This window comes from Leifsonia xyli subsp. xyli str. CTCB07, assembly GCF_000007665.1.
In the GTDB taxonomy this organism is placed as follows: domain Bacteria; phylum Actinomycetota; class Actinomycetes; order Actinomycetales; family Microbacteriaceae; genus Leifsonia; species Leifsonia xyli_C.
Window position 1 is genome coordinate 1,560,228 of sequence record NC_006087.1, and the last position, 25,646, is coordinate 1,585,873.

Sequence of the window (25,646 nt, forward strand, 5' to 3'; positions counted from 1 at the left end):
CTCCCGACAGCTGAGGAAACGAGAGACTTGCGGTACATCTCCACACGCGGTGGCCTGCTCGGGCCGTATTCCGACACCCTGATCGAAGGGCTGGCCCCGGACGGCGGTCTGGTCGTCCCCGAAGAGCTGCCCCGGCTCGACGCCGAACTGCTGGAACGATGGCGGCCCCTGGACTATGCGGGGCTCGCGAAAGAGGTCATCGGGCTGTTCGCCACGAACATCCCCCGCGAGGAGCTGTCCCGCATCTGCCGGGCGGCCTACCGTCCGGAGGCGTTCGCGTCGTCGCAGATCGTGCCGCTGCGGGAGATCGACGGCGGGATGACGCTGGTCGGCCTGTCCGAGGGGCCGACCCTGGCGTTCAAGGACATGGCGATGCGGTTCCTCGGCGAGACGCTGGACGTCGTGCTCCGCGAGTCGGACCGCGTCCTCAACGTGCTCGGCGCCACATCCGGAGACACCGGCTCGGCCGCAGAGCACGCACTGCGCGGGCGGGAGCGCTTGGCCGTGTTCATGCTCTCGCCGCTCGGGCGGATGAGCGCTTTCCAGCGGGCGCAGATGTACTCGCTGCTCGACGACAACGTCCACAATGTCGTGGTCGACGGTGTCTTCGACGACTGCCAGAACCTCGTGAAGCGGATAGCGGAAGATCTGGAGTTCAAACGGGTACACAGCCTCGGCGCGGTCAACTCGATCAACTTCGGGCGGATCTCGGCGCAGATCGCCTACTACGTCTGGGCATGGCTGCGGGCGACGGACGCGCGGGGCCCGGCGGAGGTATCCTTCGCCGTCCCGTCCGGGAACTTCGGCAACATCCTGTCCGGGCACTACGCCCGCCGGATGGGACTGCCCGTGCGCAGGCTGGTGCTCGCCACCAACGAGAACAATGTGCTGGACGACTTCTTTCGCACGGGCCGCTACCGGCCGCGCAGCGCCGCCGACACACTGCCGACCTCCAGCCCGTCGATGGATGTCTCGCGCGCCTCCAACCTCGAACGCTTCGTCTTCGATCTGATCGGCCGCTCAGCCGAGCGCACGGCGGCCGCCTGGCGCGAACTGGAGGCCACCGGCGAGATCGACCTCTCCGCCGAACAGCACCGTTTCCTCCCCGAGTTCGGGATCGTCAGCGGGACGAGCACCCACGCCGACCGCCTGGCGACCATCCGGGCGGTCGCCGAGAGCTCCGGAGTCACCATCGACCCGCACACGGCCGACGGTGTGAAGGTGGCCCGGCCGCTGGTGGAGCCGGGGGTTCCGATGCTCGTCCTCGAGACGGCGAAACCAGAAAAGTTCCCGGAGACGATTGCGGAGGCGCTGGGTGTGGCACCGACCCCAGACACCGCGACGCGTGCCCTGCTGAACGCAGCCCAGCGAGTGACCGCCCTCCCCAATGACGAGGGACAGCTGCGGGCGCTCATCGCGGAGCGCGCTTTGCGCTGAGCCGACGGAGGGATGCTACCCCACGCCCAGATACGCCTCCTTGATCGCCGGGGCTTCCAGCAGCTCGCGGCCGTTTCCCGCGTGTGTGATGTTCCCGGCTTCCAGCACGAACGCGCGGTTCGAGCGGGCGAAGGCCTGGTTCGCGTTCTGCTCCACCAGCAGGATGGTGGTCCCCTGTTTGTTGATCTCCGAGATGATCGTGAAGATCTGGCGGATGAACTGAGGAGCCAGCCCCATCGACGGCTCATCCAGGAGCAGCAGGCGGGGATTCGACATGAGCGCCCGGCCGATGGCAAGCATCTGCTGTTCGCCGCCGGACATCGTGCCGCCGAGCTGAGTCTTGCGCTCGGCGAGACGCGGAAACAGGCCGAACACCCGCTAGAAGTCCTCACCCATCGTCGAGCGGTCCCTGCGGCCGAACGCGCCCATGTCCAGATTCTCCATGACCGTCATGCCCGGGAAGATCCCGCGGCCCTCCGGCGCCTGCGAGATGCCCTGGACGACGCGGATGTGCGCCCTCATCCTGCTGATGTCCCGGCCATCGAAGACGATCGAGCCGGCTGTCGGGTTCAGGAGGCCGGAGATCGTCTTCATCGTGGTCGACTTGCCCGCGCCATTGGCCCCGATGAGGCTCACGATCTCGCCCTCCTCCACGGAGAAGGATAGGCCGTGGATGACCTCGATGCGACCGTAAGACACGCGGAGGTTCTTCAGTTCAAGCAGTGGAATCGGGCTCCCCGAGGTACGCGGCGATCACACGCGGATCGTTCCGGATGGCTTCCGGGATGCCGTCCGCGAGCTTGCGCCCGAACTCCAGGACGACGATCCGGTCGGTCACTCCCATGACCAGCTTCACATCGTGTTCGATCAGCAGCACGGTGTACCCGTCTGCCCGGATGGCCTTGATGAGGTCCATGAGGTCCTCCTTCTCGGCCGGGTTGAAGCCGGCGGCCGGCTCGTCCAGGCAGAGCACCTTCGGATCGGTCGCGAGGGCCCGCGCGATATCCAGCCGGCGCTGGGACCCGTACGGGAGCGCTCGGGAGAGCGCCGCCGCTTGGTCGGCGATGCCGACGAACTCGAGCAACGCCATCCCGCGTTCGATCGAGGACTTCTCCTCGCGCGTGTGCCGCGGGAGGCGCAGCAGAGCGCCGGGAACGGAGGTGCGGTGCCGGGCGTCGAGCCCGACGACCACGTTCTCCAGCGCGGTCATCCCCCCGAAGAGGCGGATGTTCTGGAACGTCCGGGCAAGTCCCATGCGGGTGATCCGGTGCTGCTTCTGCCCCTTGATCGACTGGCCTTCCAGCCGCACGTCGCCTCGGGTGAGTTTGTAAACGCCGGTCATGGCGTTGAAGCAGGTCGTCTTGCCCGCGCCGTTGGGGCCGATCAGGCCGAGGATCTCACCGCGACGGATGTCGAACGACACATCATCGAGAGCGAGCAGGCCGCCGAATTTTACGGTGAGGCCCAGGACCTCCACGATGCTCTCGCCAGCCCCGCCCCCGATCTCGCGGTCGGGGGCGACCGCTTCGGCGACCGCGAGGTGGACGCCGGTGGCCTTCAGCTCCTCCTCGTTCGCGCCGAGGACCGTCTCGGCGTCGGGGATGAGCGCTCGCTCACCGGTCATCGCTTCGCGCCCTGCTCTCTGCCGGGCAGCCTTCGGCACCGCGTGCCGCCCGTACGCCAGAAGCTTCTGCCGCGCCGGGAACAGACCCTGTGAGCGGAAGATCATGATCAGCACGAGAGCGACGCCGAAGATCAGGTACTTGTAGTCGGCGATGGCGGTGAACCGCAGCGGGATGTACGCCACGATCGCGCCGCCGAGCATGGCCCCCACCTTGTTGCCCGCACCGCCGAGCACGACGGCCGCGAGGAACAGGATGGAGGTCTGAACGTCGAACTTCTGGTTGTTCACGAAGCCGACCTGGCCAGCGAACAACGCCCCGGAGAGTCCGCCGACGCCGGCGCCGATCGCGAACGCCCACACCTTGTACCCGAAGGTCGGCACGCCCATGATCTCGGCGGCGTCCTCGTCCTCGCGGATGGCGATCCAGGCGCGGCCGACACGGCTGCGCTCCAGGTTACTGGAGCCATGCTAGAGCTTAGCCGAGGAACTCGGTTCGCCGTGCGGCGCGGCCCTCGGCCGATTCTGCCCACTCCTGCTGGGTAGCTCTCTTATGTAGCTCCTCGGCGAGTTCACTCATCGTGAAATCTCCCAATGAGGTTGACGTTGGGTTCTCCTCGGATTCCCCTAGGCCGACGATTGTTCGAAGAGCGTTTTCCTCGGCCTTGGAAAACCAGCGAGGGGTGATGCGGTACACGCCGCCACGTTGACGTCGGCCACTCGCGAGCCGGCGTGCAGGGGTCTCTATCGCCCCGAGTTCCTCGAGGTGCGTGAGGTGCGAAAGCACACCAGGGCTTGTGACACCCAACTCGGTAGCAATTTCCACGCTAGAACCACCATCACGATGGATAAGGAGATAGCGCAGCACGCCCATGCGCAATGGGGTCATCGCGAGAGCCTCAACCAGGCGTTCCGCTCGCGCCGGCAAGTCGCTCGCATCCGAGGGCTGACGCCGAGACACGTATACCAACCCATCCAAGGAAACCTATTTATTCGCCGACTTATGAGATAGAATGCTTTTACTCGGCGAGCGGACAGTCCCTCTTCCACGAAGGAGACTGTGAGCATTCCTGCTCTATAGCCAAGCTACACCGTCACCGATGCGTGAACTACTGGACATCACAGCTAGACGACACTCTGCGCGCAGCGCTGCCCGCTATGGGCCCCTCGGCCCACCATGTCCGGCAGAGCCTTTCCAGCGCGCTCTCAGCGACCGTCTCAGTGGACCTGCTCCGGTTCACGCGCCGAGGCTGAGCGACCGCCGCCTGTTTCTCGCGCATCGGGATGGCCAACACCTTCCGGGTGATCGTGAAACCGTTCGGTGGTGCGTCGCAATGCCCTTCCTTCGAGGACGCTCACCCAGCGCACCCGCCAGACCGGAAGCGGCGGAGCCCGGGCTCCGCCGTCCCGCGTCCCGGCGCGCCCAACGCGAAACGGCCGCCCCGGCAGGACGGCCGCTTCTGCGGTTGTGCGATTCGCTCAGCGAGCGAAGTGGCCGCGGTAGTACTCGAACACCCAGCCCACGATGCAGACGAAGGCGAAAGCCACTCCGATGAAGCAGAGCCAGAATCCGACGGCAAGGCCCAGGAGGACGAGGGCGGCTGCGCTGGCGAGGGCCACGGGCCACCAGCTCCACGGAGAGAAGTGGCCGAGCTCGGGGTCGCCGTCGTCAATGTTCGCGTCGAGACGGTCCTCCGGCAATTCGCCGCCCTGGGAGGCGTGCGAACGGCCGATGTAGAAGGCGAGGAAGGCGGCCAGGATGGCGCTCAGCGCGAGCGCGACCGTGCCGACCCACTCCACCTTGAGGTGCATGGGGTCGATCAGGCTCCAGAGCGTGTAGGCGATCGCCGAGAGGAGAAAGAAGACCGCGAGGATCCAGAAGAGAATCGCGTTGGCTCTCATGGGTTCACTTCACCTTGTTGTCTGCGAGGTCGAGCACGGGGGTGTCCGGGGCGTCTTTGCCGCCGCCGATGCCGATGGGGATACCGGCCTCGGGGTGGTTCAGATCGAACGCCGGGGACTCTGACCGGATGCGCGGAATCGACGTGAAGTTGTGCCGCGGCGGCGGGCAGGAGGTCGCCCACTCCAGGGAGCGGCTATACCCCCAGGGGTCGTTCACGGTCACCTTGGGCGCATGACGGGCGGTCAGGTAGACGTTGACCAAGAACGGGATCATCGAGACCGCGAGGAGGAGGGCGCCGACGGACGAGAGCTGGTTCATCCAGGTGAAGCCGTCCGAGGGCAGGTAAGTCGCGTAGCGGCGCGGCATCCCGACGACACCCAGCCAGTGCTGCACAAGGAAGGTCATATGGAAGCCGATGAACAGCAGCCAGAAGTGCCACTTGCCGAGACGGTCGTTGAGCATCCTGCCCGTCCACTTCGGCCACCAGAAATAGAAGCCGGCGAACATAGCGAACACGACCGTTCCGAACACGACGTAATGGAAGTGCGCCACGACGAAGTAGGTGTCGGAGACGTGGAAGTCCAGGGGCGGCGACGCCAGGATGACACCGGTCAGACCGCCGAAGGTGAACGTGATGAGGAAGCCGATCGACCACAGCATGGGCGACTCGAACGTGAGGGAACCGCGCCACATGGTGCCGATCCAGTTGAAGATCTTCACGCCGGTCGGGACGGCGATGAGCATGGTCATGAGCGAGAACCAGGGCAGGAGCACCGAACCGGTCACGTACATGTGGTGCGCCCACACGGTGATGGAGAGGGCTGCGATGGCGATCGTCGCGTAGATGAGGGTCTTGTACCCGAAGATCGGCTTGCGGCTGAACACGGGGAATATCTCGGACACGATGCCAAAGAACGGCAGCGCGATGATGTACACCTCGGGATGGCCGAAGAACCAGAACAGGTGCTGCCAGAGCAGCGCCCCGCCGTTGGCGGCGTCGTAGATGTGCGCATCGAACACACGGTCGGCGGCGAGGGCGAACATCGCAGCGGCGAGCACGGGGAAGGCCATCAGCACGAGGATGGACGTCACCAGCGTGTTCCAGGTGAAGATCGGCATCCGGAACATCGTCATGCCCGGGGCGCGCATGGTGATGATCGTGATGATGAAATTCACCGCGCCGAGAATGGTCCCGAAGCCGGACAGCCCAAGGCCGAGCACCCACAGGTTTCCCCCCACGCCCGGAGAGAACGTCGTGCTGGAGAGCGGCGCGTAGGCGAACCAGCCGAACGAGGCGGCGCCCTGCGGGGTGAGGAAGCCGGCGACCGCAATCAGGGAGCCGAAGGAGTAGAACCAGTAGGCCAGCGCGTTCAGCCGCGGGAACGCCACGTCCGGAGCGCCGATCTGCAGTGGCATGAGCACGTTCGCGAAGCCGGCGAAGAGCGGTGTCGCGAACATGAGCAGCATGATCGTTCCATGCATCGTGAACAGCTGGTTGTACTGCTCTTTGGTCGCCACGACTTGCAAACCCGGCTCGAAGAGCTGGGCGCGGATGATGAGGGCCATCACACCGCCGATGAGGAAATAGACGAAGGAGGAGATCAGGTACATGTACCCGATCGTCTTGTGGTCCGTCGACGTGATGTAGTTCACGAGGATGTTGCCCTTGCGCTCCACTCCATTGGCGGAGAAGAGGGCGGGCTTCGGAGCGGGCGCTGTGGTCGCTCCTGGCGCCGGTGAAGTCGTCGTCATCGTGTGTCCTACTCGTTACCCTCGGGGGCCTTCGGTGCGTCGGTTCCGGGGAGGTTGTTGCGGTCGTACTCGGAGCCGAGCTTGCCCGTGTATCCCCTGTCGCGCAGCGATTGGAGGTGGGCGTCGTACTCGGCTTGGGAGACGATCTTCACGTTGAAGAGCATCGCGGAGTGGTACTCGCCGCAGAGCTCGGCGCACTTGCCGACAAAGGTGCCGGTACGGTCCGTCTCGAAATACATGTAGTTGGTCTTGCCCGGGATGACGTCTTTTTTATACAGCATCGCCGGCACCCAGAACGAGTGGATCACATCGCGCGAGTCGAGCTGAAGGGTGATCTTCTTGTGCTCCGGGAGGTAAAGAGTCGGGATCGAACCCTCCACGACCGAGCCCGGCGTGGCGTTCGCGTCGTCCGGCTGGACCTGGATGCCCGGGTCGTAGACGTTGTCGTCGAGGTAGTTGAAGTCCCAGGACCACTGCTTGGCGTAAACCTGGATGGTCACATCCGGGTTGGCGTACGGCTTCTCGATGGCGTTCTGGTCGCGCGCGGTGAAGGCGAAGAAGCCGAGCACCAGGATGAGCGGAACGATCGTGTAGAAGATCTCGATCGGCATGTTGTAGCGCATCTGCACGGGCAGGCCGGTCTGGCCTTTCCGGCGGCGGTAGACGATGGCGGCCCAGAGGATGAGGCCCCAGACTACGAGGCCGACGAGCAGGAGGACTATCCAGCTCGTCACCCAGAGCCCGCTGATGCGCTCGGTGTGGTTGGTGACGGGCGACTCGCCCTCGACGAATCCCGGGAGGAATCCGTTCAGCTGTGCTTGCGTACATCCCGCCAGCGCAGCGACGAGTGTCGCTGCGACAGGGATTGCAGCCCATCGGAGACGGCGATTGTGACGCACCGGTGACCTTTCGAGTGACTTCTGGGACAGTTCACATCCAAATGTATGTGGCTGTGTCTACCCTACTCCGCCGGACACCCTGATTCGTACACTCAGGGCCGCCCGGTGCGTGGCGGCCCTGTGCGAACGTGTGTGCGAGGCGAGCCTCAGTGGAAGGAGTCTCCGCAGGCGCAGGAGCCCGCCGCGTTCGGGTTGTCGATCGTGAAGCCCTGCTTCTGGATCGTGTCTTCGAAATCGATCGTGGCGCCGTCGAGGTACGGGACGGACATCTTATCGACGATGACCTCGACGCCGTCGAAGTCGACGGCGGCGTCGCCGTCGAGCATCCGCTCGTCGAAGTACAGCTGGTAGATCAGGCCCGAACAACCGCCCGGCTGGACGGCAACGCGCAGCCGCAGGTCATCGCGCCCTTCCTGCTCGAGCAGGCTCTTAACCTTGACGGCCGCCGTGTCGGTGAGGCCGACGCCGTGGGCCTGAGTGCCGGTCAGCGCTGTGTCGGTCATGGGACTCCCTTGCACAAGTGGATGCGGATCTGCGACGATTCTACGTCGCTTTTCCGGTGAAACGCCGCGTTCGCACCTTTACTCCGAGTACACGCTCAGGCGGGCCAAGAGCAGCGCCTCGGACAGAACGGCCCGCTTGAAAACGCCGAGGTGCAGCGACTCGTTCGGGCTGTGCGCCCGGGTGTCGGGGTCCTCGACACCGGTGACCAGGATCTGCGCGGCCGGGAACTCCCGCACGAGATCGGCGATGAACGGGATGGACCCGCCCACGCCGGTCTCCACCGCCCCCTTGCCCCACCCGTCGGCCATCGCCCGTTTGGCCTCGGCCGCCGCCCAGCCGCCGGTGTCGACCAGGAAAGCCTCGCCGGTGTCGACGTCCTCGATCGCGATGTGCGCGCCGAACGGCGCGTGTGCGCGGAGGTGCCGCTCCAGGGCGGAAAAGACATCCGCTGCGGGCTGGCCCGGGGCGACGCGGGCGCTCAGACGCACCGCGACGCTCGCCAGAAGCGTGTTGGACGCGTCGGCCACGCTCGGCGCGTCGACACCGGTTACGGTCACCGTTGGCTTGGACCACAGGCGCGACAGGAGCGGCCCCGAGCCGATGGGGGTCACGCCCGGCAGCAACGCGGCGTCCTTCCGGAACTGCTCTTCGGGGAGGTGCGGCGGCTCGGGGGCGGGAGTGTGCGCGAGGAAGCCCTCGACGGCGACCTCGCCGTTCTCGTCGTGCAGGGTCGCCAGGAGTTTGACGAGCGCGAGCATGGCGTCGGGCGCGGCGCCGCCGTACATACCGGAGTGCGAGGCGTGCTCGAGAGTCGAGACGGTGAGCGTGAAGGTGACGTTGCCCCGCAGAGAGACGGTCAGCGCGGGCGTGTCGGCATCCACGTTGTAGGAGTCGGCCACGATGATCACATCGGCGCTCAGCGCGGTCTTGTTCTCTGCGAGGAAGTTCGCGAACGAGCGCGAACCGAACTCCTCCTCCCCCTCGATGAAGACCGCGAGGCCGAGGTCGAAGTCGGGGCCGAGCGCCTCGGCCAGGGCGCGGACGCTCGCGACGTGAACCATCACACCGGCCTTGTCGTCGGCGGCGCCGCGACCATAGAGGCGGTCGCCGCGGACGGTCGGCTCGAACGGCGGCGTGTCCCAGCCGGCGGCGTCGCCCTGGGGCTGCACATCGTGGTGCGCGTAGAGGAGCACAGTCGGGCGCCCGTTCCTGGCGGCGCGGGTGGCGAGCACGGCGGGCTGGCCGAGGGTCCCGCCCTGGATCGGGGCGCGCTTCACCTCCACCGTGTCGAACGCCCCGGTGCCGGTCAGCAGCGCCGCGACGGCGTCGGCGCTCGCCCGCACGTTCTCCGGGTCGTAGGCGGCCCACGACACCGAGGGGATGCGCACGAGACGAGAGAGCTCGGCGATGGTGGAAGGGAGCCCCGCCGCCACGGCGTCGTACACGCGCCACTCGGTCGCTGAGTGCTCTGCGGGGGAAGTCGGCTGCGAGTCGGTCATGCGGGTAATCTTAAGCCGACCCCCGACTATCGAAGGCTTGACGTTGGCTAAACGACAAAAACCGGCGGCCGAGGCGGAGAAACCCGTCGTCGAGACCCCGGAAGACACCGCTGCCCGGCTGAAGCAGGGCAAAGGCATTCCGACTCCCTCCCGCCGGGAGCAGGAGGCCGCGCGCAAGCGCCCGCTGGTGCCCAACGACCGCAAAGAGGCGGCGAAGCTGGCCCGTGCCAACCAGGCGGAGGCGCGCGAGAAGGCGCGCATCGGCATGGCGAACGGCGACGAGCGCTACCTGACGGTCCGTGACCGCGGCCCGCAGCGCCGCTTCGTGCGCGACTTCGTCGACGCGCGCTTCTCCATCGGCGAGTTCCTCATCCCAGTCATGCTCGTGGTCATCGTCCTGAGCTTCCTGCCCTGGGCCTTCATGCAGGTGTGGGGGCTGATCGCGCTGTGGACATTCTTCCTGATCGCGGTGATCGACGGCTTCATCCTGGGCTTCCAGGTCCGGCGCCGCGTCGGCCGTAAATTCGGCGAGTCGAAAGTCGAGCGGGGCCTGCGCTGGTACGCCGCCATGCGGGCATTCCAGCTGCGGGCCATGCGTCTGCCGAAACCGCAGGTCAAGCGCGGCCGGTACCCTGGCTGACGTGACGATCGTGGCAGCGGCGGACGGCTCCGCCCTCGGCAACCCCGGCCCCTCAGGCTGGGCCTGGTATGTGGACGACGAGCGCTGGTCGGCAGGCGGCTGGCCGCACGGCACCAACAACATGGGTGAGCTCATGGCCGTCATCGACCTCCTGGAATCGACCGCGCACCAGGACGACGACCTCCGCATCCTGTGCGACAGCCAATACGTCATCAACTCGGTGACCAAATGGATGCCGGGCTGGAAGCGCAAGGGGTGGCGCAAGTCCAACGGCTCCCCCGTGCTCAACCGCGAGCTCCTGGAACGGCTCGACCGCGGCTTGCAGGGTCGGAGCTACACGTTCGAGTGGGTGAAGGGCCACGCAGGCCACGACCTCAACGAGGCCGCCGATGCGCGGGCGCGGGCAGCCGCCACGGCCTACCAGAAGGGCGACACCATCCCGATCGGTCCGGGCTGGCCGGGGCGATCGTCGGGCGCGGGCGAACCCGCCGCCGACGCCGTGCTGGAGTTCGATCTCTTCGACGGCCTGCCGGCTGAGGAGACCGACGAGCAGACGGTGGAGCGGCTGGAGCGTGAGCTGCTGGATCCGGCCGTGCGCGCCGACTCCTCGCAAGTCGCCGCGCTGCTGCATTCCGGATTCGAGGAGATCGGGCGATCAGGACGGCTCTGGGGCCGCGACGCGCTGCTCGAGTCCCCGGCCGACGAGGACACCCCCGCGACCGAGCTCACCGTTCTGGGCGCCCAGAAGCTCGGCGACGACGCCATCCTGCTCACGCTGCGGACGGTGGACGCGCGCGGTAGCACCCTGCGCAGCTCGCTGTGGCTGCGCTCCGCGGGACGCTGGCGGCTTCGCTTCCACCAGGGCACCCCCGAGGCCTAGGTGTAACGGCCCGCAGCGTGTCGTTCCGGGACTCTTCCCTTTCCGACGCCGCGCTCAGCGAGAGCGAAGCGCGGACAGCCCGCGGGTGATCTGCCGCGCCCACAGCGGTCCGCGGTAGAGGAAGGCCGTGTATCCCTGCACGAGGGTCGCTCCGGCATCCAGTCGCCGCTGCACATCCTGGGCCGTCTCGACGCCGCCGACGGAGATCACGCACAGGCTGGGGGGAACGTTCGCACGGATGAGCGTCAGCACCTCCAGAGAGCGGGCCGCGAGCGGCGCACCCGAGAGCCCGCCCGCGCCAGCGGCCTCAACCACGGCCGGATCGGAGCTGAGACCGTCCCGCGCGATGGTCGTGTTGGTGGCGATGATGCCCGCGAGACCGAGTTCGACGGCGAGCCTCGCGACCGCGACGATCTGCTCGTCGGTGAGATCGGGTGCGATCTTGACCAGGAGCGGCTTCTTCCCCGACGCCGCCTTCACGGCGCTCAGCAGGGGTGCGAGCGCTTCCCGCTCCTGGAGGCCGCGGAGGCCGGGCGTGTTCGGGGAGCTGACGTTCACAACGAGGTAGTCGGCGACCGGAGCGAGGGCGCGGGCGCTGATGAGGTAGTCGGCTGTGGCGTCTTCGACGGCGACGGCGCGGCTCTTGCTGATGTTGACGCCGAGCACCGGACGACGACGGGCTCGGCGCACCCGCAGAAGGCGGTTCGCCGCCGCGCCCGCGCCGTGGTTGTTGAAGCCCATCCGGTTGATCACCGCGCGATCCGGAAGGAGGCGGAACAGCCGGGGCTTGTCGTTCCCCGGTTGCGGGCGCGCCGTGATCGTGCCGACCTCCACATGGCCGAACCCCAGAGCGCCGAGGCCGATGACGCCCTCGCCATCCTTGTCGAAGCCCGCGGCAATCCCGAACGGCGAATCGAACCGGAGGCCGAGCGCCTCCACCGCCAGCGAGGGGTCGGGCGCGGTGAAGCGACGCAGGAGGGAGCCGAGACCGATCACCGGCAAGGCTCGGATCGCCGCGAACGCGAGGCGATGCGCCCGCTCGGGATCGAACCGGGACAGGACGAGGGAGAAAAGTGTGCGATACATGCCGGTACGAGAATACCCGGCCGGCCTCAGACCTGGACGTCCGCCGGCTCGCCGCGATGCTCGACCCGGAGCTGCTGGATGGCCGATTCGAAGTCCTCCAGCGAGTCGAACGCCTGATAGACGCTCGCGAAGCGGAGGTAGGCGACCTCGTCCAGTTCGCGCAACTCGGGCAGGATGGCCAGGCCGATGTCATTGGCCTCGATCTGGGAGGCCCCGGTGGAGCGGATGGTCTCTTCGACCTTCTGGGCGAGGACGGCGAGATCGGAATCGGTCACCGGCCGGCCCTGGCACGCCTTCCGGACGCCGAGCACGATCTTCTCCCGGCTGAACGGCTCGACGACACCGCTGCGCTTGATGACGCTGAGGCTGGCGGTCTCCGTCGTTGAGAACCGGCGGCCGCACTCGGGGCACTGCCGCCGCCGCCGGATGGAGAGACCGTCGTCGCTCGTGCGGGAGTCGATGACACGGGAATCCGGATGGCGGCAGAAAGGGCAGAACATACTGAGAATTCTAGCGGCGATCAGGACACCGGGCCCGGTCAGGCCCGCTCCTCGAAGCGCAGGGTCACCGCCTCGCCATGCGCTGACAGGTCTTCCGCGCCGGACAGCGCGACGATCCGGCCGGCGACCGCGCGAAGCGCTTCCCGGTCGTAGCGGATCACCTGCTGCGGGCGCAGGAAGGAGTAAGCGCCGAGGCCCGGCGAGAAGCGGGCCTGGCCGCCGGTCGGCAGGACGTGGTTGGAGCCGGCGAGATAGTCGCCGAGGCTGACGGGCGCATGCGGCCCCACGAAGATGGCGCCGGCGTTCTGGATGCGGGCGAGCACTGCCTCCGCATCGGCCGTCTGGAGTTCGAGGTGCTCGGGGCCGTAGGCGTTGCTGAACGCGGCCGCAGCGTCCAGATCGTCCACGAGCACGACGGCGGACTGCTGACCGCCGAGCGCAGCACGCACGCGCTCGGCGTAGCGGGTCGACGCGGCGAGCGTCTCCAGTTCGGCGGCGACGCGGCCCACGAAGGCCGGGCTGTCGGTGACGAGCAGGGAAGCCGCGGCCTCGTCGTGCTCCGCCTGGCTGATCAGATCGGCGGCGACGTAGCGCGGGTCGGCCGTGTCGTCGGCGATCACGAGGATCTCGGTCGTGCCCGCTTCGGAGTCGATGCCGGTCTGCCCCCGCACGACGCGCTTGGCGGCGGCGACATAGATGTTGCCCGGCCCGGTGATCACCTGCACCGGTTCGAGCCCGAGCTCTCCCACACCCCAGGCCAGCGCACCGATCGCTCCGGCGCCACCCATCGCGTACACCTCGTCGATTCCGAGCAGGCCGGCCGCTCCGAGGATGGTCGGGTGGACCGCACCGCCGAACTCGCGCTGCGGCGGGCTGGCGAGTGCGATGGAGGCAACCCCGGCGACCTGCGCTGGGACCGCGTTCATGACGACGCTCGACGGGTACACCGCCTTGCCGCCCGGGACGTAGAGGCCGGCGCGCTCCACCGGCTGCCAGCGCTGCTCGATGACCGCGCCAGGTCCGATACGGGTCACGGCCGCAGGCGGAACCTGGGCGGCGGTCGCCTCGCGCACGCGGGCGATCGCCTCCTCGAGCGCCTCCCGCACCCCGCCGGGAAGAGCGTCCACCGCGGCCACGATCTCCGCGACCGGAACCCGCACGGACGCGGGAACACCGCCGTCGAAGCGCTCGGCCTGCTCCCGCAGGGCCGCCGCGCCGCGCTTCCGCACATCGGCGATGAGGTCGGCGGCGACGGTCATCGCAGCCTGCACATCCACCACCGGACGGGGAACGAGGCGCTCGAAGGCAGTGCGAGTAGGCTGGACTCCGCGAAGGTCAATGGTCTGCATCATGACCCGATCAGCCTAGCCGCATCCCGGAACAGCCCCAGCCGAACGGTTCCCGACAGCAGAGTATGAACAGCGAACCCGCCCGCCCCCGCGACCCGACGCCCGACCTCGCCGCCTTCCGCATGTCCTTCCGGCGGCACACGGCCGGAGTGGCCATCGTGACCGCGCAGGATGCGTCGGGCCGCCCGGTCGGGTTCACCGCGACCTCACTCGCCTCCCTCGCGGCCGTGCCCCCGCTCGCCACGTTCAACATCGCGCTCTCCGCCTCCAGCTGGCCGGCGCTCGCGGAGAACGACCGCGTCGTCATCCACATGCTCGGCGTGCGCAACAAGAGCGTCGCCGAGCTACTCTCCGCGGACAACACGCGCCGTTTCCTCGGCGATCACTGGTACCGGGGTCCGCACGGCCTGCCCGTGATGAAGGATGTGACGGCGTGGATGGTGGCCCGCATCGTCGGCCGCTTCCCCGTCCACAACAGCGCCGTGGTCGTGGTGCAGATCGAGGGCGGCGAGCTGGGCGAGCCGGACGCGCCGCTGCTCTATCACGAGCGGCGCTACCACCGGCCGATAGAACTCGGTTAGAGGCGCGGCCGACCCTCTGGATGCCTGCGGCGCTTCTGGATGCGGTCACCGCGGGTGAGGGTGACAGGATCTGCCGCCCCATCCCCCCGCCGCGCAGCAGCCGGACAACACGCCGGACGACCGTGCGAGAACGGGAGGCGAAGAGTCTGCCGCGGGTCACCGACACGAGGGGCAGCTCCACCGGGAAGCGATCATAATCGAACGATTCCGGGCGCAGTTGCCACGCCACAGCGTGAATCTCGTTCATCAGGTTTCCGCCATGCACGATCTGCAGCCAACAGGGAAGGGCGGACACTTGCAGCACGTCGGCGTGCGCCGTCGAAGAGAACACAGTGCCCACGGGGCGGTCCTCCTCGCGACGCTCGATGAACGACAGAAACGCGTTCGAGGAGTGGTAGTACCGATAGAGCCCACCCACGCGTTCGAACTGCAGTCCCCGCTGGAAGTTCACGAAGAGGGCGTCCTGACGGTCGAACACCTCGTGAATACGGGCGAAGTAGTCGGTGGCGATCGCGTCATCGCTGTCGAGACGCGTCGTGATCACGTACGGCGCACGGGCACGGGTAGTGACGACCTTGTCGACGCTGTTCCAGAAATGATCGCGAAGCCACACCGTCTCGAACGCGGTGCCCTCGCCAAGCCGCACAAGCTCCGCTTCAAGCCACGGTGCCCGGCAGCCTTCGTCGATGAGCAGCAGCCATCGGAACGCCTCCGTGGTCTGACTCTGCACGCTGGGCAGGCACACCGCCTCGAAGAGCCCTATCCGGTAGCGAAGCCAGTTCTCGTCCAGCGGCGGCTGGCTGTCCGTCCACAGGACGCCGAACCGGGTGAGGATGAAGTGCTCGACGTCAGACATCGTTCCACTCTGCCTCCCGGCGATCGCTGTCAGCTGGTCCTTAAGAAGACGTCGACGGTCAGTTGGGGGGCAGCATCCGTTATGTCGCGTGGACGCTCCGCGCGCGGAGCGTCACACCAGGCAGTTCGGCCCGAGGAGAGCCTTCAGCTCGCCGTACAGATCGGGAGAGACCTTCACCGGCTTCGGAACCTCGAACACGCGGGCGACCGAGCCCTTCACCAGTCGCAGCTGCACCTCGCTCTCGCCCGGATGGCGGGTGAGGACGGACGCGAGTTCGGTGACCGTGTCGGTGGTCGCCCGCTGGTCCGGCATGGTGATCGTCACGGTCCCGACGTCGTCGGCCTGGCCGAGGTCCGGGACCATCAGGCTGAACGCGTGCAGGTTCATCCCGTCGTCGCGCAGGCTCACGCGACCGCGCACGACGACGATCGAGTCGCCCTGCAGCATGCCCTGGAACTCCTGATAGGCCTTGCCCATGAACATGGCGGTCATCTCACCGCCGAAGTCCTCGACCTGGATCATCCCGTACTGATTGCCGGAGGCTTTCGCGACACGGTGCTGAACGCTGGTCACGAGACCCGCGATGACGACGGTCTCGCCGTCCTGAACGGTCTCCGAGGCGACGAGGTCGGCGATCGACGTGCTCGCGAGCTTCGCCAAATGCAGTTCCAGCCCCGCAAGAGGATGGTCGGAGACATACAGGCCGAGCATCTCGCGCTCGAACGCGAGCTTGTCGCGCTTGACCCACTCCGGACGCTCGGGGATGTGGTGCTGCGACCGGTTCGGCTCGTCGTCCCCCCACAGACTGTCGAAATCGAACCCGACATCGCCATTGGCCTCGCTGCGCTTGATCTTGACCGCGGACTCCACCGCATCCTCGTGGACCTCCACCAGCGCCCGTCGGGTGTAGCCCAGCGAGTCGAAAGCGCCCGCCTTGATGAGCGATTCGACGGTGCGCTTGTTGGCGGCGTGAACCGGCACTCTGCTGAGGAAGTCGTGGAACGACTCGAACCGACCGCTCGACTCCCGCGCCTCCCGGACGCCCTCGACCACGTTGGCGCCGACGTTGCGCACCGCGCCCATCCCGAAGCGGATGTCCTCGCCGACGGCCGCGAAGTACAGGCTGGACTCGTTGACGTCGGGTGGGAGCACCTCGATGCCCATGCGACGGCACTCGTTGAGGTACAGCGCCATCTTGTCCTTGGAGTCGCCGACGCTGGTGAGAAGGGCAGCCATGTACTCGGCCGGATAGTGGGCCTTGAGATAGGCGGTCCAATACGAGATGACCCCGTACGCGGCCGAGTGCGCCTTGTTGAACGCGTAGTCGGAGAACGGGAGCAGGATCTCCCAGAGCTTGTTCACGGCCGCCACCGAGTAGCCGTTCTCGACCATGCCCTGTGAGAAGCCCTCGAACTGCTTGTCCAGCTCCGACTTCTTCTTCTTGCCCATCGCACGGCGCAGAATGTCGGCCTGTCCGAGCGAGAAGCCCGCGACCTTCTGCGCGATGGCCATGACCTGCTCCTGGTAGATGATCAGGCCGTAGCTGGTCGAGAGGATGTCCTGAAGCGGTTGCGCGAGCTCGGGATGGATGGGCGTGATCTCCTGCTGCCCATTCTTCCGCAGCGCATAGTTGGTGTGCGAGTTCGCGCCCATCGGACCGGGCCGGTACAGCGCGATGAGGGCCGAGATGTCCTCGAAGTTGTCCGGTTTCATCAGCCGCAGCAGCGAGCGCATCGGGCCGCCGTCGAGCTGGAACACGCCGAGTGTGTCACCGCGGGAGAGCAATTCGTAGGCGGCGCGGTCGTCCAGCTCCAGGTTTTCCAGTACCAGCTTCTCGCCGCGGTTCGCCTCGATGTTGTCGAGCGCGTCGTTGATGATCGTCAGGTTCCGCAAGCCCAGGAAGTCCATCTTGATCAGGCCGAGGGATTCGCACGCCGGGTAGTCGAACTGCGTGACGATTTGGCCGTCCTGCTCCCGCTTCATGATCGGGATGACGTCGATGAGCGGGTCCGAGGACATGATCACGCCGGCCGCGTGGACGCCCCACTGCCGTTTCAGGTTCTCCAAGCCGAGCGCTGTGTCGAACACAGTCTTGGCCTCGGGGTCGGACTCCACGACAGCGCGGATGTCCAGGGCCTCCTTGTAGCGCGGGTGCTGTTTGTCGAAGATCCCGGTGAGCGGGATGTCCTTCCCCATGACGGGCGGCGGCATCGCCTTGGTGAGCTTCTCGCCCATCCCGAACGGGAACCCGAGCACGCGGGAGGAGTCCTTGAGTGCTTGTTTGGCCTTGATCGTGCCGTACGTGACAATCTGGGCGACCCGTTCCTCGCCGTACTTGTCCGTCACGTACTTGATGACCTCGCCGCGGCGGCGGTCATCGAAGTCGACATCGAAGTCAGGCATGGAGACGCGGTCGGGGTTGAGGAAGCGCTCGAAGATGAGGCCGTGCCGCAGCGGGTCGAGGTCGGTGATCCGCATCGCGTAGGCCGCCATCGAACCCGCGCCGGAACCGCGGCCGGGGCCCACCCGGATGCCGTTGTCCTTCGACCAGTTGATGAAGTCGGCGACGACGAGGAAGTAGCCGGGGAAGCCCATCTGCGAGATGACGCCGATCTCGTAGTCGGCCTGTTTGCGCACCTCCGGCGTGACACCGTTCGAGTAACGCTCGGCGAGGCCCCGCTCGACCTCCTTGACGAACCAGGTCTGCTCGGTCTCGCCGGCCGGGACAGGGAAACGCGGCATGTAGTTGGCGGCGGTGTCGAACCGCACATCCACCCGCTCGGCGATCGTAAGCGTGTTGTCGCAGGCGTCCGGGTGATCGCGGAAGAGCTGCCGCATCTGCTCGGAGGTCTTCAAGTAGAACTCGTCCGCGTCGAACTTGAACCGGTTGGGGTCATCCAGGGTGGAGCCGGACTGCACGCACAGCAGCGCCGCGTGGCTCTTCGCATCGGCGGCGTGGGTGTAGTGGAGGTCGTTCGTCGCGACCAGCGGGAGGCCGAGCTCCTTCGCCAGCCGGATGAGGTCGGACATGATGCGGCGCTCGATGCCGAGCCCGTGGTCCATGATCTCGGCGTAGAAGTTCTCTTTGCCGAAAATGTCGCGGAACTCGGCGGCGGCTTTCTTGGCCTCCTCGTACTGGCCGAGCCGGAGGCGGGTCTGGACCTCTCCGGAGGGGCAGCCCGTCGTCGCGATGATGCCCTTGGCATACTGGCTGAGCAGCTCGCGATCCATCCGCGGCTTGAAGTAGTAGCCCTCGATGGAGGCCAGCGAGGACATCCGGAAGAGGTTGTGCATCCCCTCGGTCGTCGCAGCGAGCAAAGTCATGTGCGTGTAGGCGCCGGAGCCGGAGACATCGTCCCCGCCGCCGTCCCCCCAGCGGATGCGGGTCTTGTCGGTGCGGTGGGTGCCTGGCGTAAGGTACGCCTCCGTGCCGATGATCGGTTTGATTCCGGCGTCGATGGCGGTGCGCCAGAAGTCAAACGCGCCGAACATATTGCCGTGGTCGGTGACCGCGACGGCGGGCATCCCCTGCTCCACCGCGGCGTCGATGAGCGGTTTGACGCGAGCCGCGCCATCGAGCATCGAGTACTCACTGTGGACGTGGAGGTGAACGAAGGAGTCGGCCATTTCGTCTCCCAGCCTAGGGCTCCGCGCCGACGGCCGTCTGTCCCCCACACACCCGGAGGGGATTGCGCACCAGCCGACGGCAGACTCTTCCCTCTTTCTGCGGTCGGAAGGGGAGAAGGGGCCGGGGTCAGAGGGTGCGGAGGATGTCGAGGGCGTTCCGGAAGTCGGCGGGATAGGCGGTGGTGAAGGTGACCCACTCCCCCGTCGCCGGGTGAGCGAACGCGAGCTGGACCGCGTGAAGCCACTGACGGGTCAGGCCGAGCCGGGCCGAGAGGGTGGGATCGGCGCCGTACATCGCGTCGCCGACACAGGGGTGGCGCTGCGCGGACATGTGGACGCGGATCTGGTGCGTTCGACCTGTCTCCAGGTGGATCTCGAGCAGGCTCGCCGCAGGGAACGCCTCGATGGTCTCGTAGTGGGTCACCGACGGCTTGCCGCCGGCGACGACCGCGAATCTCCAATCGGACTTCGGATGCCGGCCGATCGGTGCGTCGATCGTCCCGGTCAGCGGGTCTGGATGCCCCTGCACCACCGCGTGATAGATCTTCTCGACCGTCCGATCGTGGAAAGCCCGCTTCAGCACGGTGTAGGCGTGCTCGGACTTGGCGACAACCATGAGACCGCTCGTGCCCGCATCCAGCCGGTGTACGATCCCCGCGCGCTCGGGGGCCCCCGAGGTCGAGATGCGGAACCCGGCCGCCGCCAGAGCGCCGAGCACGGTGGGACCCTCCCAGCCGATCGACGGGTGCGCGGCCACACCGGCCGGCTTGTCGAGGACGACGATGTCGTCGTCCTCGTGAACGATGGTGAGCTCGGACACAACGATCGGCACGATCCGCGGCTCCTCGCGTGGCTGCCAGGTCACATCGAGCCAGGACCCGGCGGGGAGGCGGTCGGATTTGCCGGCCTCGCGGCCATCCACGGTCACGCCGCCAGACTCGGCGACCTCCGCGGCGAAACTGCGCGAGAAACCGAGGAGCTTGGCGAGGCCGGCGTCGACGCGCACGCCGCCCAGACCGTCTGGGATGGGGAAGCTGCGGGACTCCATCAGGCAGACAGGTTCTCCGGTTTGTCCGCGGCGGACTCGTCACCGGCGGGCGAAGCGCTGCTGACGCCGGCGCCCTCGTCCCGCTGCCTGCGTCCGTCGAGACCGATCCCGCGCAGGGTCAGGAGGAGGAAAAGCCCCATGCTGAAGACGATCGCAACATCCGCGAGATTGAAGATGGCCGTCAGCAGAGGGATCTGCAGGAAGTCGATCACGTGTCCAACCCCGAACCCCGGCTCCCGGAAGAGCCGGTCGGTGAGGTTTCCGAGCAGCCCGCCGAGGAGGAGGCCGAACAGGATGGCCCAGGCCGTCGAGCGGATGCGCGGGGCGTACCAGATGACGAAGCCGAGCACGCCGACGCCCACGAGAGAGAAGATCCACGTGGAGCCGCTGCCGATCGAGAACGCGGCGCCCGGGTTCTTGACGAAGTGGAGCTGAAGGAGCTGCCCCAGGACAGCGACCTGCTGGCCCTCGGAGAGGTTGGAGACAACCAGCGCCTTGGTGATCTGGTCCATGAGGTACACGCAGAGCGCGACCACGGCCAGGATGACCAAGGCCCCGACGCTGGCCTTGGTCCGAGAGGGACTAGCCTCCAAAGCCGGGGAAGACCGGAGGCTGGGCGCCCTGGTCGGAGCCGTTCGAGAGGTCGCCATGACTCGCGGGCACCGGGGCGGGAACGCCGGAGGCGCGGTTCGAGGAACCGGACCCACCGACCTGCTGACTGTCGAGGTCGCGGAGCTGGTTCTCGATGTAGCTCTTCAGGCCCGAGCGGTAGTCGCGCTCGAAACCGCGCAGCTCCTCGATGCGGCGTTCGAGGCCGACGCGCTCCTGGTCCAGGGAGGCGATCTGCGCGCGCTGCTTCGACTCCGCTTCGGCGACGATGCGGGCGGCGGTCGCGTGTCCCTCGGCGATGAGCGCGTCGCGCTTCTCGACACCCTCGCGAACATGCTCCTCGTGGAGACGACGCGCGAGCTGCAGGAGGTTGTTGGTGGCGTTGGGGTCGTTCGCGTCCGTGGCAGCGCCCACAGCGAAGCCGGCGGCGGCCAGCGGAGCACCGGCCGAGGGAGCGGCGGCGGCCTGCTGTCGAGCCTCGGCGGTCTCGCGCTGGGCGATGGCGAGGCGCTGCTGAAGCTCCTCGTTCTCACGCTGGAGGCGCAGGATCTCGCCGTCGCTGGCGCCCAGAGAAGCCGCGACCGGGCCAGAGACACCGACAGTGCGCTGCAGCTCGGCGATGCGCGAGTCGGACGCCACCAGACGCTGCTTCAGCTCCTCGTTCTCCTGGGTCAGCCGACGCAGCTCGACGACGACCTCGTCAAGGAAATCGTCGACCTCGTCCTGGTCGTAGCCTTCGCGGAACTTCGTCGGTTGAAACCGCTTGTTGACCACGTCTTCCGGAGTCAGCGCCATGACTAGCCACCTTATATCTTAAAAAGAGACGAACAATGAGTGCTTAGCCAACGCTAGCAAAATGCGACAGCGGTGCCCACTCCGCCGCGCCCAGGCGCGTCGGAGTACACGTCCCCGCCCGGCGCTGGCACCGGGCGGCGGCGGTCAGATGAAGCTCACGGTGACGTACAAGCCGATGATCACGACGAGCATAGTGAGGCTCCAGCCGAAGTCGAGCGCGACCGGCCCCATCGACAGCGGTGGGAGAACGCGACGGAAGAAGCGGATGGGCGGGTCGGTCGCCACATAGGCCGACTCAGCGAGGACAAGCCCGACGCCGCGCGGCCGCCACTGGCGCGCGAAAGTGCGCACCAGATCCAGCACGAAGCGAGCCCAGAGCACGAAGAAGTAGATCAGGAGGACGTAGTAGAGGACGTTCGCGATGACCGAGACGACTAGCACGCTTCCAGTATGAACCAGAGCACGCACAAGGGCACACTGTCCGGCCGGACAGTGTGCCCTTGTGCGAAGTGCGTGCGGCGGTTCAGGCCTGCGCGAAGAAGGAGGCGTCGACCTCGGCCTCCTGGCCCCCGTGCTCGCCGGAGACGACGATGTGCGACGGAGACAGCAGGAAGACCTTGGGAGTGACCCGTTCGATCTTGCCGTACAAACCCTGCGAGAGGCCGCTGGCGAAGTCGATGAGACGGCGCGCGTCGCCCTCGCTCATCTGCGAGAGGTTGATGATGACCGGGATGCCCTCGCGGAACGACTCTGCGATCGCCTGGGCGTCACGGTACTGGCGGGGGTGGACCGTGAGAATCTCATTCATTTCCTGTACCGGAGCATTCCGTGCGGTGGACGATTTGCGCAGCGGGGTCACCGGCGCGCGGTTCTGCACGGGGGCGACCGCAGCGGGGTGCGGGACAGGCTGGACCGACGCGGGCGCAGCGGCTTCGCGGCGGGGCTGATGCTGCGTCTGCTCCTCCTCGAACTCCAGTTCCTCGTCGGCGAGGCCCAGATAGACCATTGTCTTCTTCAGCGGGTTGGCCATCGCTTCCTCCGTGTAGGCCGGGGCGCCCGGCGGCGCCGCACGCGAATCTTCTTGCTTCCGAGATTAACGAACGAGCGGCCGATTCCCGGTAATGGCCGTGCCGATCCGAAGGTGTGTCGCGCCGGCGGCGATGGCCTCCCGGTAGTCCTGGGACATTCCGGCGGAGATGGCGACCGCTTCCGGGGCAAGTGCGCGAACCCGTTCGCTCGCGACCCGGACACGTTCGAAGGCGCGCGCCGGCTCCTCATCCAGCGGGGCGACCGCCATCACACCGAGGAGGCGCAGACCGGGTGCGGCAAGGATGTGGTCGACCAGCGGCTCCAGGTCGCGGCCGGCGACACCACCGCGAGCGGGATCGTCCGTCAGGTTGAGCTGGACGAAGGCGCCGAGGACGGTTCCGTCGTCGTTCCGGAGCGCATCCACCAGCGAGAGGCGGTCGATCGAGTGGACGACGCCGGCGTACCGCCGGGCCTGGCGCGCCTTCTTGCTCTGCAACTGCCCGACGAAATGCCAGGTGAGTTCCAGATCGGCGAGCACGGACACCTTCTCCTGCGCCTCCTGGTGCCGGTTCTCCCCCACATCCCGCACCCCGAGCGAGGCCAGCTCGCGGACGAGGGACGCCGGGTGGAACTTGGTCACCACGATCGTCGTCAGCTCATCCGGCGACCGGCCGGCGGCCCGGGCGGCGTCGGCGACGCCCTCCCTCACGGCAACCAGCTGCTCCGCGAGCGGGCTACTTGAGGAAGTCGGGGATATCGAGGTCGTCATTCTCGTCGTCGAACGCCGGGTCTTTCTGGGCCGTCTCGGTCGCGGGGGGCTCGCCGGTCGCGTGCCACGCCTCGGCCGAGGGAGCGTCGGGCTCACCGGCCCCGGCCGTCGCGGCTGCACCGGTGGCCGCGTCCTCGCCACCGGCTTCGACGAAGCTGGAGCGGCGGGAGTCGATCGCCGGTTTCGCGCTCGGCTCGCCACCGTCGAAGCCAGCGGCGATCACGGTGACGCGCACCTCGTCGCCGAGGGTGTCGTCGATCACCGCGCCGAAGATGATGTTCGCCTCCGGATGCACTGCCTCCTGGACGAGCCGCGCCGCGTCGTTGATCTCGAAGATACCCAGGTTGGAGCCGCCCTGGATGGAGAGCAGCACTCCGTGGGCGCCGTCGATGGACGCTTCCAGCAGCGGCGAGGCGACAGCCAGCTCGGCCGCCTTGATCGCACGGTCCGCGCCGCGTGAGGAGCCGATGCCCATGAGCGCGGAGCCCGCGCCCTGCATAACGGATTTGACGTCCGCGAAGTCGAGGTTGATGAGCCCGGGGGTGGTGATGAGGTCAGTGATGCCCTGCACACCGGCGAGGAGCACCTGGTCGGCGGTGGAGAACGCCTCGAGCATGCTGATGCCGCGGTCGCTGATCTCCAGCAGCCGATCGTTCGGCACCACGATGAGGGTGTCGACCTCTTCTTTCAAGCGCTGGACACCGGAGTCGGCCTGCTGCGAGCGGCGTTTGCCTTCAAAGGAGAACGGCTTGGTGACGACGCCGATGGTGAGCGCGCCGATCGACTTCGCGATCCGCGCGACCACGGGAGCGCCTCCGGTGCCGGTGCCGCCGCCCTCGCCCGCGGTCACGAAGACCATGTCGGCTCCGGCGAGCGCTTCCTCGATCTCCTCCGCGTGGTCCTCGGCGGCGCGGCGGCCGACCTCGGGGTCGGCGCCGGCTCCCAGGCCGCGGGTGATCTCACGGCCCACGTCGAGCTTCACGTCGGCGTCGCTCATGAGCAGCGCCTGGGCGTCCGTGTTGATGGCGATGAACTCGACGCCGCGCAGGCCGAGCTCGATCATGCGGTTGACGGCATTGACGCCGCCTCCGCCGATGCCGACGACCTTGATCACGGCGAGGTAGTTCTGGTTTGCTGTCACGTCCGGCCTCCACGGGAACCTTCAACCTCAAGTCGAGGCTTAAAGTTATGCTGAGTATGCAATTCTCAATTCGACGGTAGAGGGACGGAGCCGCCCACCCCGGCAGCCACAAGGCGTGTCGGGAAACTCCCAGCGCATCCCGTCGTCATCGCCTCATCCCGTCGTCACACTGTGCGGGGAGGAGACGTCGTAGCGGCTGTTCCCCGGGACGCTCTTCAGCAGGGCAGCGAGATCGGCGGCCTTCAGCGCGGAGTCCTCCGCACTCCCCCACACCACCGTCGCGCCGCTGCCGCGCAGCGTGAACAAGACATCGTCCTTGGTCTTCGCGGTGATCGTGTCCACCTGCGCACGCACATCCGCGGGCAGCGCCGACAGCACACCCGCAGCGGCAGCGAAGCCCGAGTCCGCGTCCGCGTCCGCGGCGGGTCCGCTGGCGGCGATGAGCGGCATGCCCTCCGGACGCGCCTGAGTGGAGGAGATCGGCACTTTCGCGGCATCCACCACGGTGAAAGCGGACCCTTGCTGGATCGCTCCGATCGGCTGACGCTCCACCACGCGCACGACGATCGTGTCGGGCGGATGGCTCTCGACGCTGTAGCTGCGGATGAGGGGAAAGGCGGCCAGATCGCTCGAGATCGCCGCCTGGTCGAGCAGCGGCAAGGGCCGCCCGAGCTGATCGCCGAGCTTCTGCCGGATAGCCTGGGGGTCGAGGCGCTCCGTCCCGGTGACCTCGATGTTCTTCAGCGCGAGCAGCGGGGAGAAGCCGACCAGCACCACACCGAGCACGAGCGCCCCGCCAACGGCGGCCGCGGCCGTCCAGAGCTGTTTGCGGCGGCGCGAGCGTCTGGTGAAACGCCGGACCTCCGCGCGCTCGAGGAGCCGGCGCTCCTTGCGCGCAGCCCGGAGGGCCTTGCCGATCTCGCGATTGCTGGGGAGGCGTTCGTAGGGCGATACCCGGGCGGGGAACGCCTCGGGGGCCGCGCGCTGCGCCGGCGCGCGGGGCTCCTGCGTCCGTGCGACCGGTTCCTGCTCCATCTCCAGCGTGGCCGGTTCCTCCGCCCGCGGCGCGGCCGGAGGCGACGCGGCGGCCGACCGGTCGAATCCCTGCGGACGCTTCACCG

Annotated in this window: 23 protein-coding genes and 3 pseudogenes; 4 read left to right on the forward strand and 22 right to left on the reverse strand. The window is 67.4% G+C overall.

The genetic code is table 11. The annotated features are described in order from the left end of the window. Positions 1-27: 27 nt before the first annotated feature. Positions 28-1,437, forward strand: a complete 1,410-nt coding sequence (gene thrC / locus LXX_RS07465) for a threonine synthase (RefSeq protein ID WP_011186297.1) — start codon at positions 28-30, stop codon at positions 1,435-1,437. A gap of 15 nt (positions 1,438-1,452) precedes the next feature. Here thrC and LXX_RS07470 read toward each other — a convergent pair. The 9 genes and pseudogenes from LXX_RS07470 to LXX_RS07500 all read right to left on the reverse strand — a co-directional run bounded on the left by LXX_RS07470 (position 1,453) and on the right by LXX_RS07500 (position 9,615). Then, positions 1,453-2,166 (reverse strand): annotated as a pseudogene (locus LXX_RS07470) (ABC transporter ATP-binding protein). Further along, on the reverse strand, positions 2,153-3,061 hold the full coding sequence (locus LXX_RS07475) for an ABC transporter ATP-binding protein (protein WP_041768357.1): 909 nt from the start codon (positions 3,059-3,061) through the stop codon (positions 2,153-2,155). Before LXX_RS07475 ends, LXX_RS07470 begins: the two are co-directional and overlap by 14 nt. 35 nt (positions 3,062-3,096) lie before the next feature. Beyond that, positions 3,097-3,517: pseudogene (locus LXX_RS16785) on the reverse strand (branched-chain amino acid ABC transporter permease); the annotation flags it as partial. 19 nt (positions 3,518-3,536) lie between these two features. Then, a complete protein-coding gene (locus LXX_RS13645) occupies positions 3,537-3,947 on the reverse strand; it encodes a helix-turn-helix domain-containing protein (RefSeq protein WP_081423024.1) in 411 nt (136 codons plus the stop codon). A 590-nt stretch (positions 3,948-4,537) separates the two neighbouring features. Beyond that, entirely contained in the window at positions 4,538-4,960 is a 423-nt protein-coding gene (locus tag LXX_RS07480; RefSeq protein ID WP_041767593.1) for an aa3-type cytochrome oxidase subunit IV, read from the reverse strand. Positions 4,961-4,964: 4 nt separating this feature from the next. Then, positions 4,965-6,713 carry an aa3-type cytochrome oxidase subunit I gene (gene ctaD, locus LXX_RS07485; protein ID WP_041767594.1) on the reverse strand — a complete coding sequence of 583 codons (1,749 nt, stop codon included), beginning with the start codon at positions 6,711-6,713 and terminating at the stop codon, positions 4,965-4,967. An 8-nt stretch (positions 6,714-6,721) separates the two neighbouring features. Continuing rightward, on the reverse strand, positions 6,722-7,612 hold the full coding sequence (gene coxB, locus LXX_RS07490) for an aa3-type cytochrome oxidase subunit II (protein ID WP_011186303.1): 891 nt from the start codon (positions 7,610-7,612) through the stop codon (positions 6,722-6,724). Between the two features lie 146 nt (positions 7,613-7,758). Then, a complete protein-coding gene (gene erpA / locus LXX_RS07495) occupies positions 7,759-8,115 on the reverse strand; it encodes an iron-sulfur cluster insertion protein ErpA (protein ID WP_011186304.1) in 357 nt (118 codons plus the stop codon). Positions 8,116-8,193: 78 nt separating this feature from the next. Beyond that, a complete protein-coding gene (locus LXX_RS07500) occupies positions 8,194-9,615 on the reverse strand; it encodes a dipeptidase (protein ID WP_041767595.1) in 1,422 nt (473 codons plus the stop codon). Positions 9,616-9,658: 43 nt separating this feature from the next. On the opposite strand from LXX_RS07500, the gene LXX_RS07505 reads away from it, so the two are divergent. Next, the gene (locus LXX_RS07505) at positions 9,659-10,255 is read left to right on the forward strand and encodes a DUF3043 domain-containing protein (RefSeq protein WP_041767596.1); all 597 of its coding nucleotides are present in this window, start codon (positions 9,659-9,661) and stop codon (positions 10,253-10,255) included. Position 10,256: 1 nt separating this feature from the next. After that, positions 10,257-11,135: a ribonuclease HI family protein gene (locus tag LXX_RS07510; protein ID WP_011186307.1), complete on the forward strand. Its 879-nt coding sequence runs from the start codon at positions 10,257-10,259 to the stop codon at positions 11,133-11,135. A gap of 54 nt (positions 11,136-11,189) precedes the next feature. On the opposite strand, the gene LXX_RS07515 is transcribed toward LXX_RS07510, so the two are convergent. The 3 genes from LXX_RS07515 to hisD are packed head-to-tail and all read right to left on the reverse strand — an operon-like array spanning position 11,190 to position 14,073. Further along, positions 11,190-12,221 carry a quinone-dependent dihydroorotate dehydrogenase gene (locus LXX_RS07515; RefSeq protein ID WP_011186308.1) on the reverse strand — a complete coding sequence of 344 codons (1,032 nt, stop codon included), beginning with the start codon at positions 12,219-12,221 and terminating at the stop codon, positions 11,190-11,192. A 26-nt stretch (positions 12,222-12,247) separates the two neighbouring features. Then, positions 12,248-12,721 (reverse strand): transcriptional regulator NrdR, encoded by a 474-nt coding sequence (nrdR, locus tag LXX_RS07520; protein ID WP_011186309.1) that lies wholly within the window; start codon positions 12,719-12,721, stop codon positions 12,248-12,250. A gap of 38 nt (positions 12,722-12,759) precedes the next feature. Continuing rightward, the gene (gene hisD, locus LXX_RS07525) at positions 12,760-14,073 is read right to left on the reverse strand and encodes a histidinol dehydrogenase (protein ID WP_041767597.1); all 1,314 of its coding nucleotides are present in this window, start codon (positions 14,071-14,073) and stop codon (positions 12,760-12,762) included. 62 nt (positions 14,074-14,135) lie between these two features. Between hisD and LXX_RS07530 the strand changes: the two genes are divergently transcribed. After that, positions 14,136-14,651, forward strand: a complete 516-nt coding sequence (locus tag LXX_RS07530; RefSeq protein WP_011186311.1) for a flavin reductase family protein — start codon at positions 14,136-14,138, stop codon at positions 14,649-14,651. 355 nt (positions 14,652-15,006) lie between these two features. On the opposite strand, the pseudogene LXX_RS16790 reads toward LXX_RS07530, so the two are convergent. The 10 genes and pseudogenes from LXX_RS16790 to LXX_RS07575 form a co-directional block, all read right to left on the reverse strand. Continuing rightward, a pseudogene (locus LXX_RS16790) lies at positions 15,007-15,507 on the reverse strand (glycosyltransferase); the annotation flags it as partial. A 111-nt stretch (positions 15,508-15,618) separates the two neighbouring features. Then, on the reverse strand, positions 15,619-19,134 hold the full coding sequence (dnaE, locus tag LXX_RS07535) for a DNA polymerase III subunit alpha (protein WP_011186312.1): 3,516 nt from the start codon (positions 19,132-19,134) through the stop codon (positions 15,619-15,621). A 127-nt stretch (positions 19,135-19,261) separates the two neighbouring features. Then, a complete protein-coding gene (locus LXX_RS07540; RefSeq protein ID WP_011186313.1) occupies positions 19,262-20,182 on the reverse strand; it encodes an RluA family pseudouridine synthase in 921 nt (306 codons plus the stop codon). Beyond that, positions 20,182-20,733, reverse strand: a complete 552-nt coding sequence (gene lspA / locus LXX_RS07545; protein ID WP_081423122.1) for a signal peptidase II — start codon at positions 20,731-20,733, stop codon at positions 20,182-20,184. The genes LXX_RS07540 and lspA overlap by 1 nt, the downstream gene beginning before the upstream one ends. 31 nt (positions 20,734-20,764) lie before the next feature. Further along, positions 20,765-21,586, reverse strand: a complete 822-nt coding sequence (locus LXX_RS07550; RefSeq protein WP_011186315.1) for a DivIVA domain-containing protein — start codon at positions 21,584-21,586, stop codon at positions 20,765-20,767. Positions 21,587-21,730: 144 nt separating this feature from the next. Next, positions 21,731-22,027 (reverse strand): YggT family protein, encoded by a 297-nt coding sequence (locus tag LXX_RS07555; RefSeq protein WP_011186316.1) that lies wholly within the window; start codon positions 22,025-22,027, stop codon positions 21,731-21,733. Positions 22,028-22,109: 82 nt separating this feature from the next. Then, entirely contained in the window at positions 22,110-22,616 is a 507-nt protein-coding gene (locus LXX_RS07560) for a cell division protein SepF (protein ID WP_041767598.1), read from the reverse strand. 63 nt (positions 22,617-22,679) lie between these two features. Further along, a complete protein-coding gene (locus tag LXX_RS07565) occupies positions 22,680-23,384 on the reverse strand; it encodes a YggS family pyridoxal phosphate-dependent enzyme (RefSeq protein WP_041767599.1) in 705 nt (234 codons plus the stop codon). Beyond that, positions 23,350-24,525: a cell division protein FtsZ gene (gene ftsZ, locus LXX_RS07570; protein WP_041767600.1), complete on the reverse strand. Its 1,176-nt coding sequence runs from the start codon at positions 24,523-24,525 to the stop codon at positions 23,350-23,352. Before ftsZ ends, LXX_RS07565 begins: the two co-directional genes overlap by 35 nt. 153 nt (positions 24,526-24,678) lie before the next feature. Continuing rightward, entirely contained in the window at positions 24,679-25,644 is a 966-nt protein-coding gene (locus LXX_RS07575; protein ID WP_041767601.1) for an FtsQ-type POTRA domain-containing protein, read from the reverse strand. Positions 25,645-25,646: the final 2 nt, after the last annotated feature.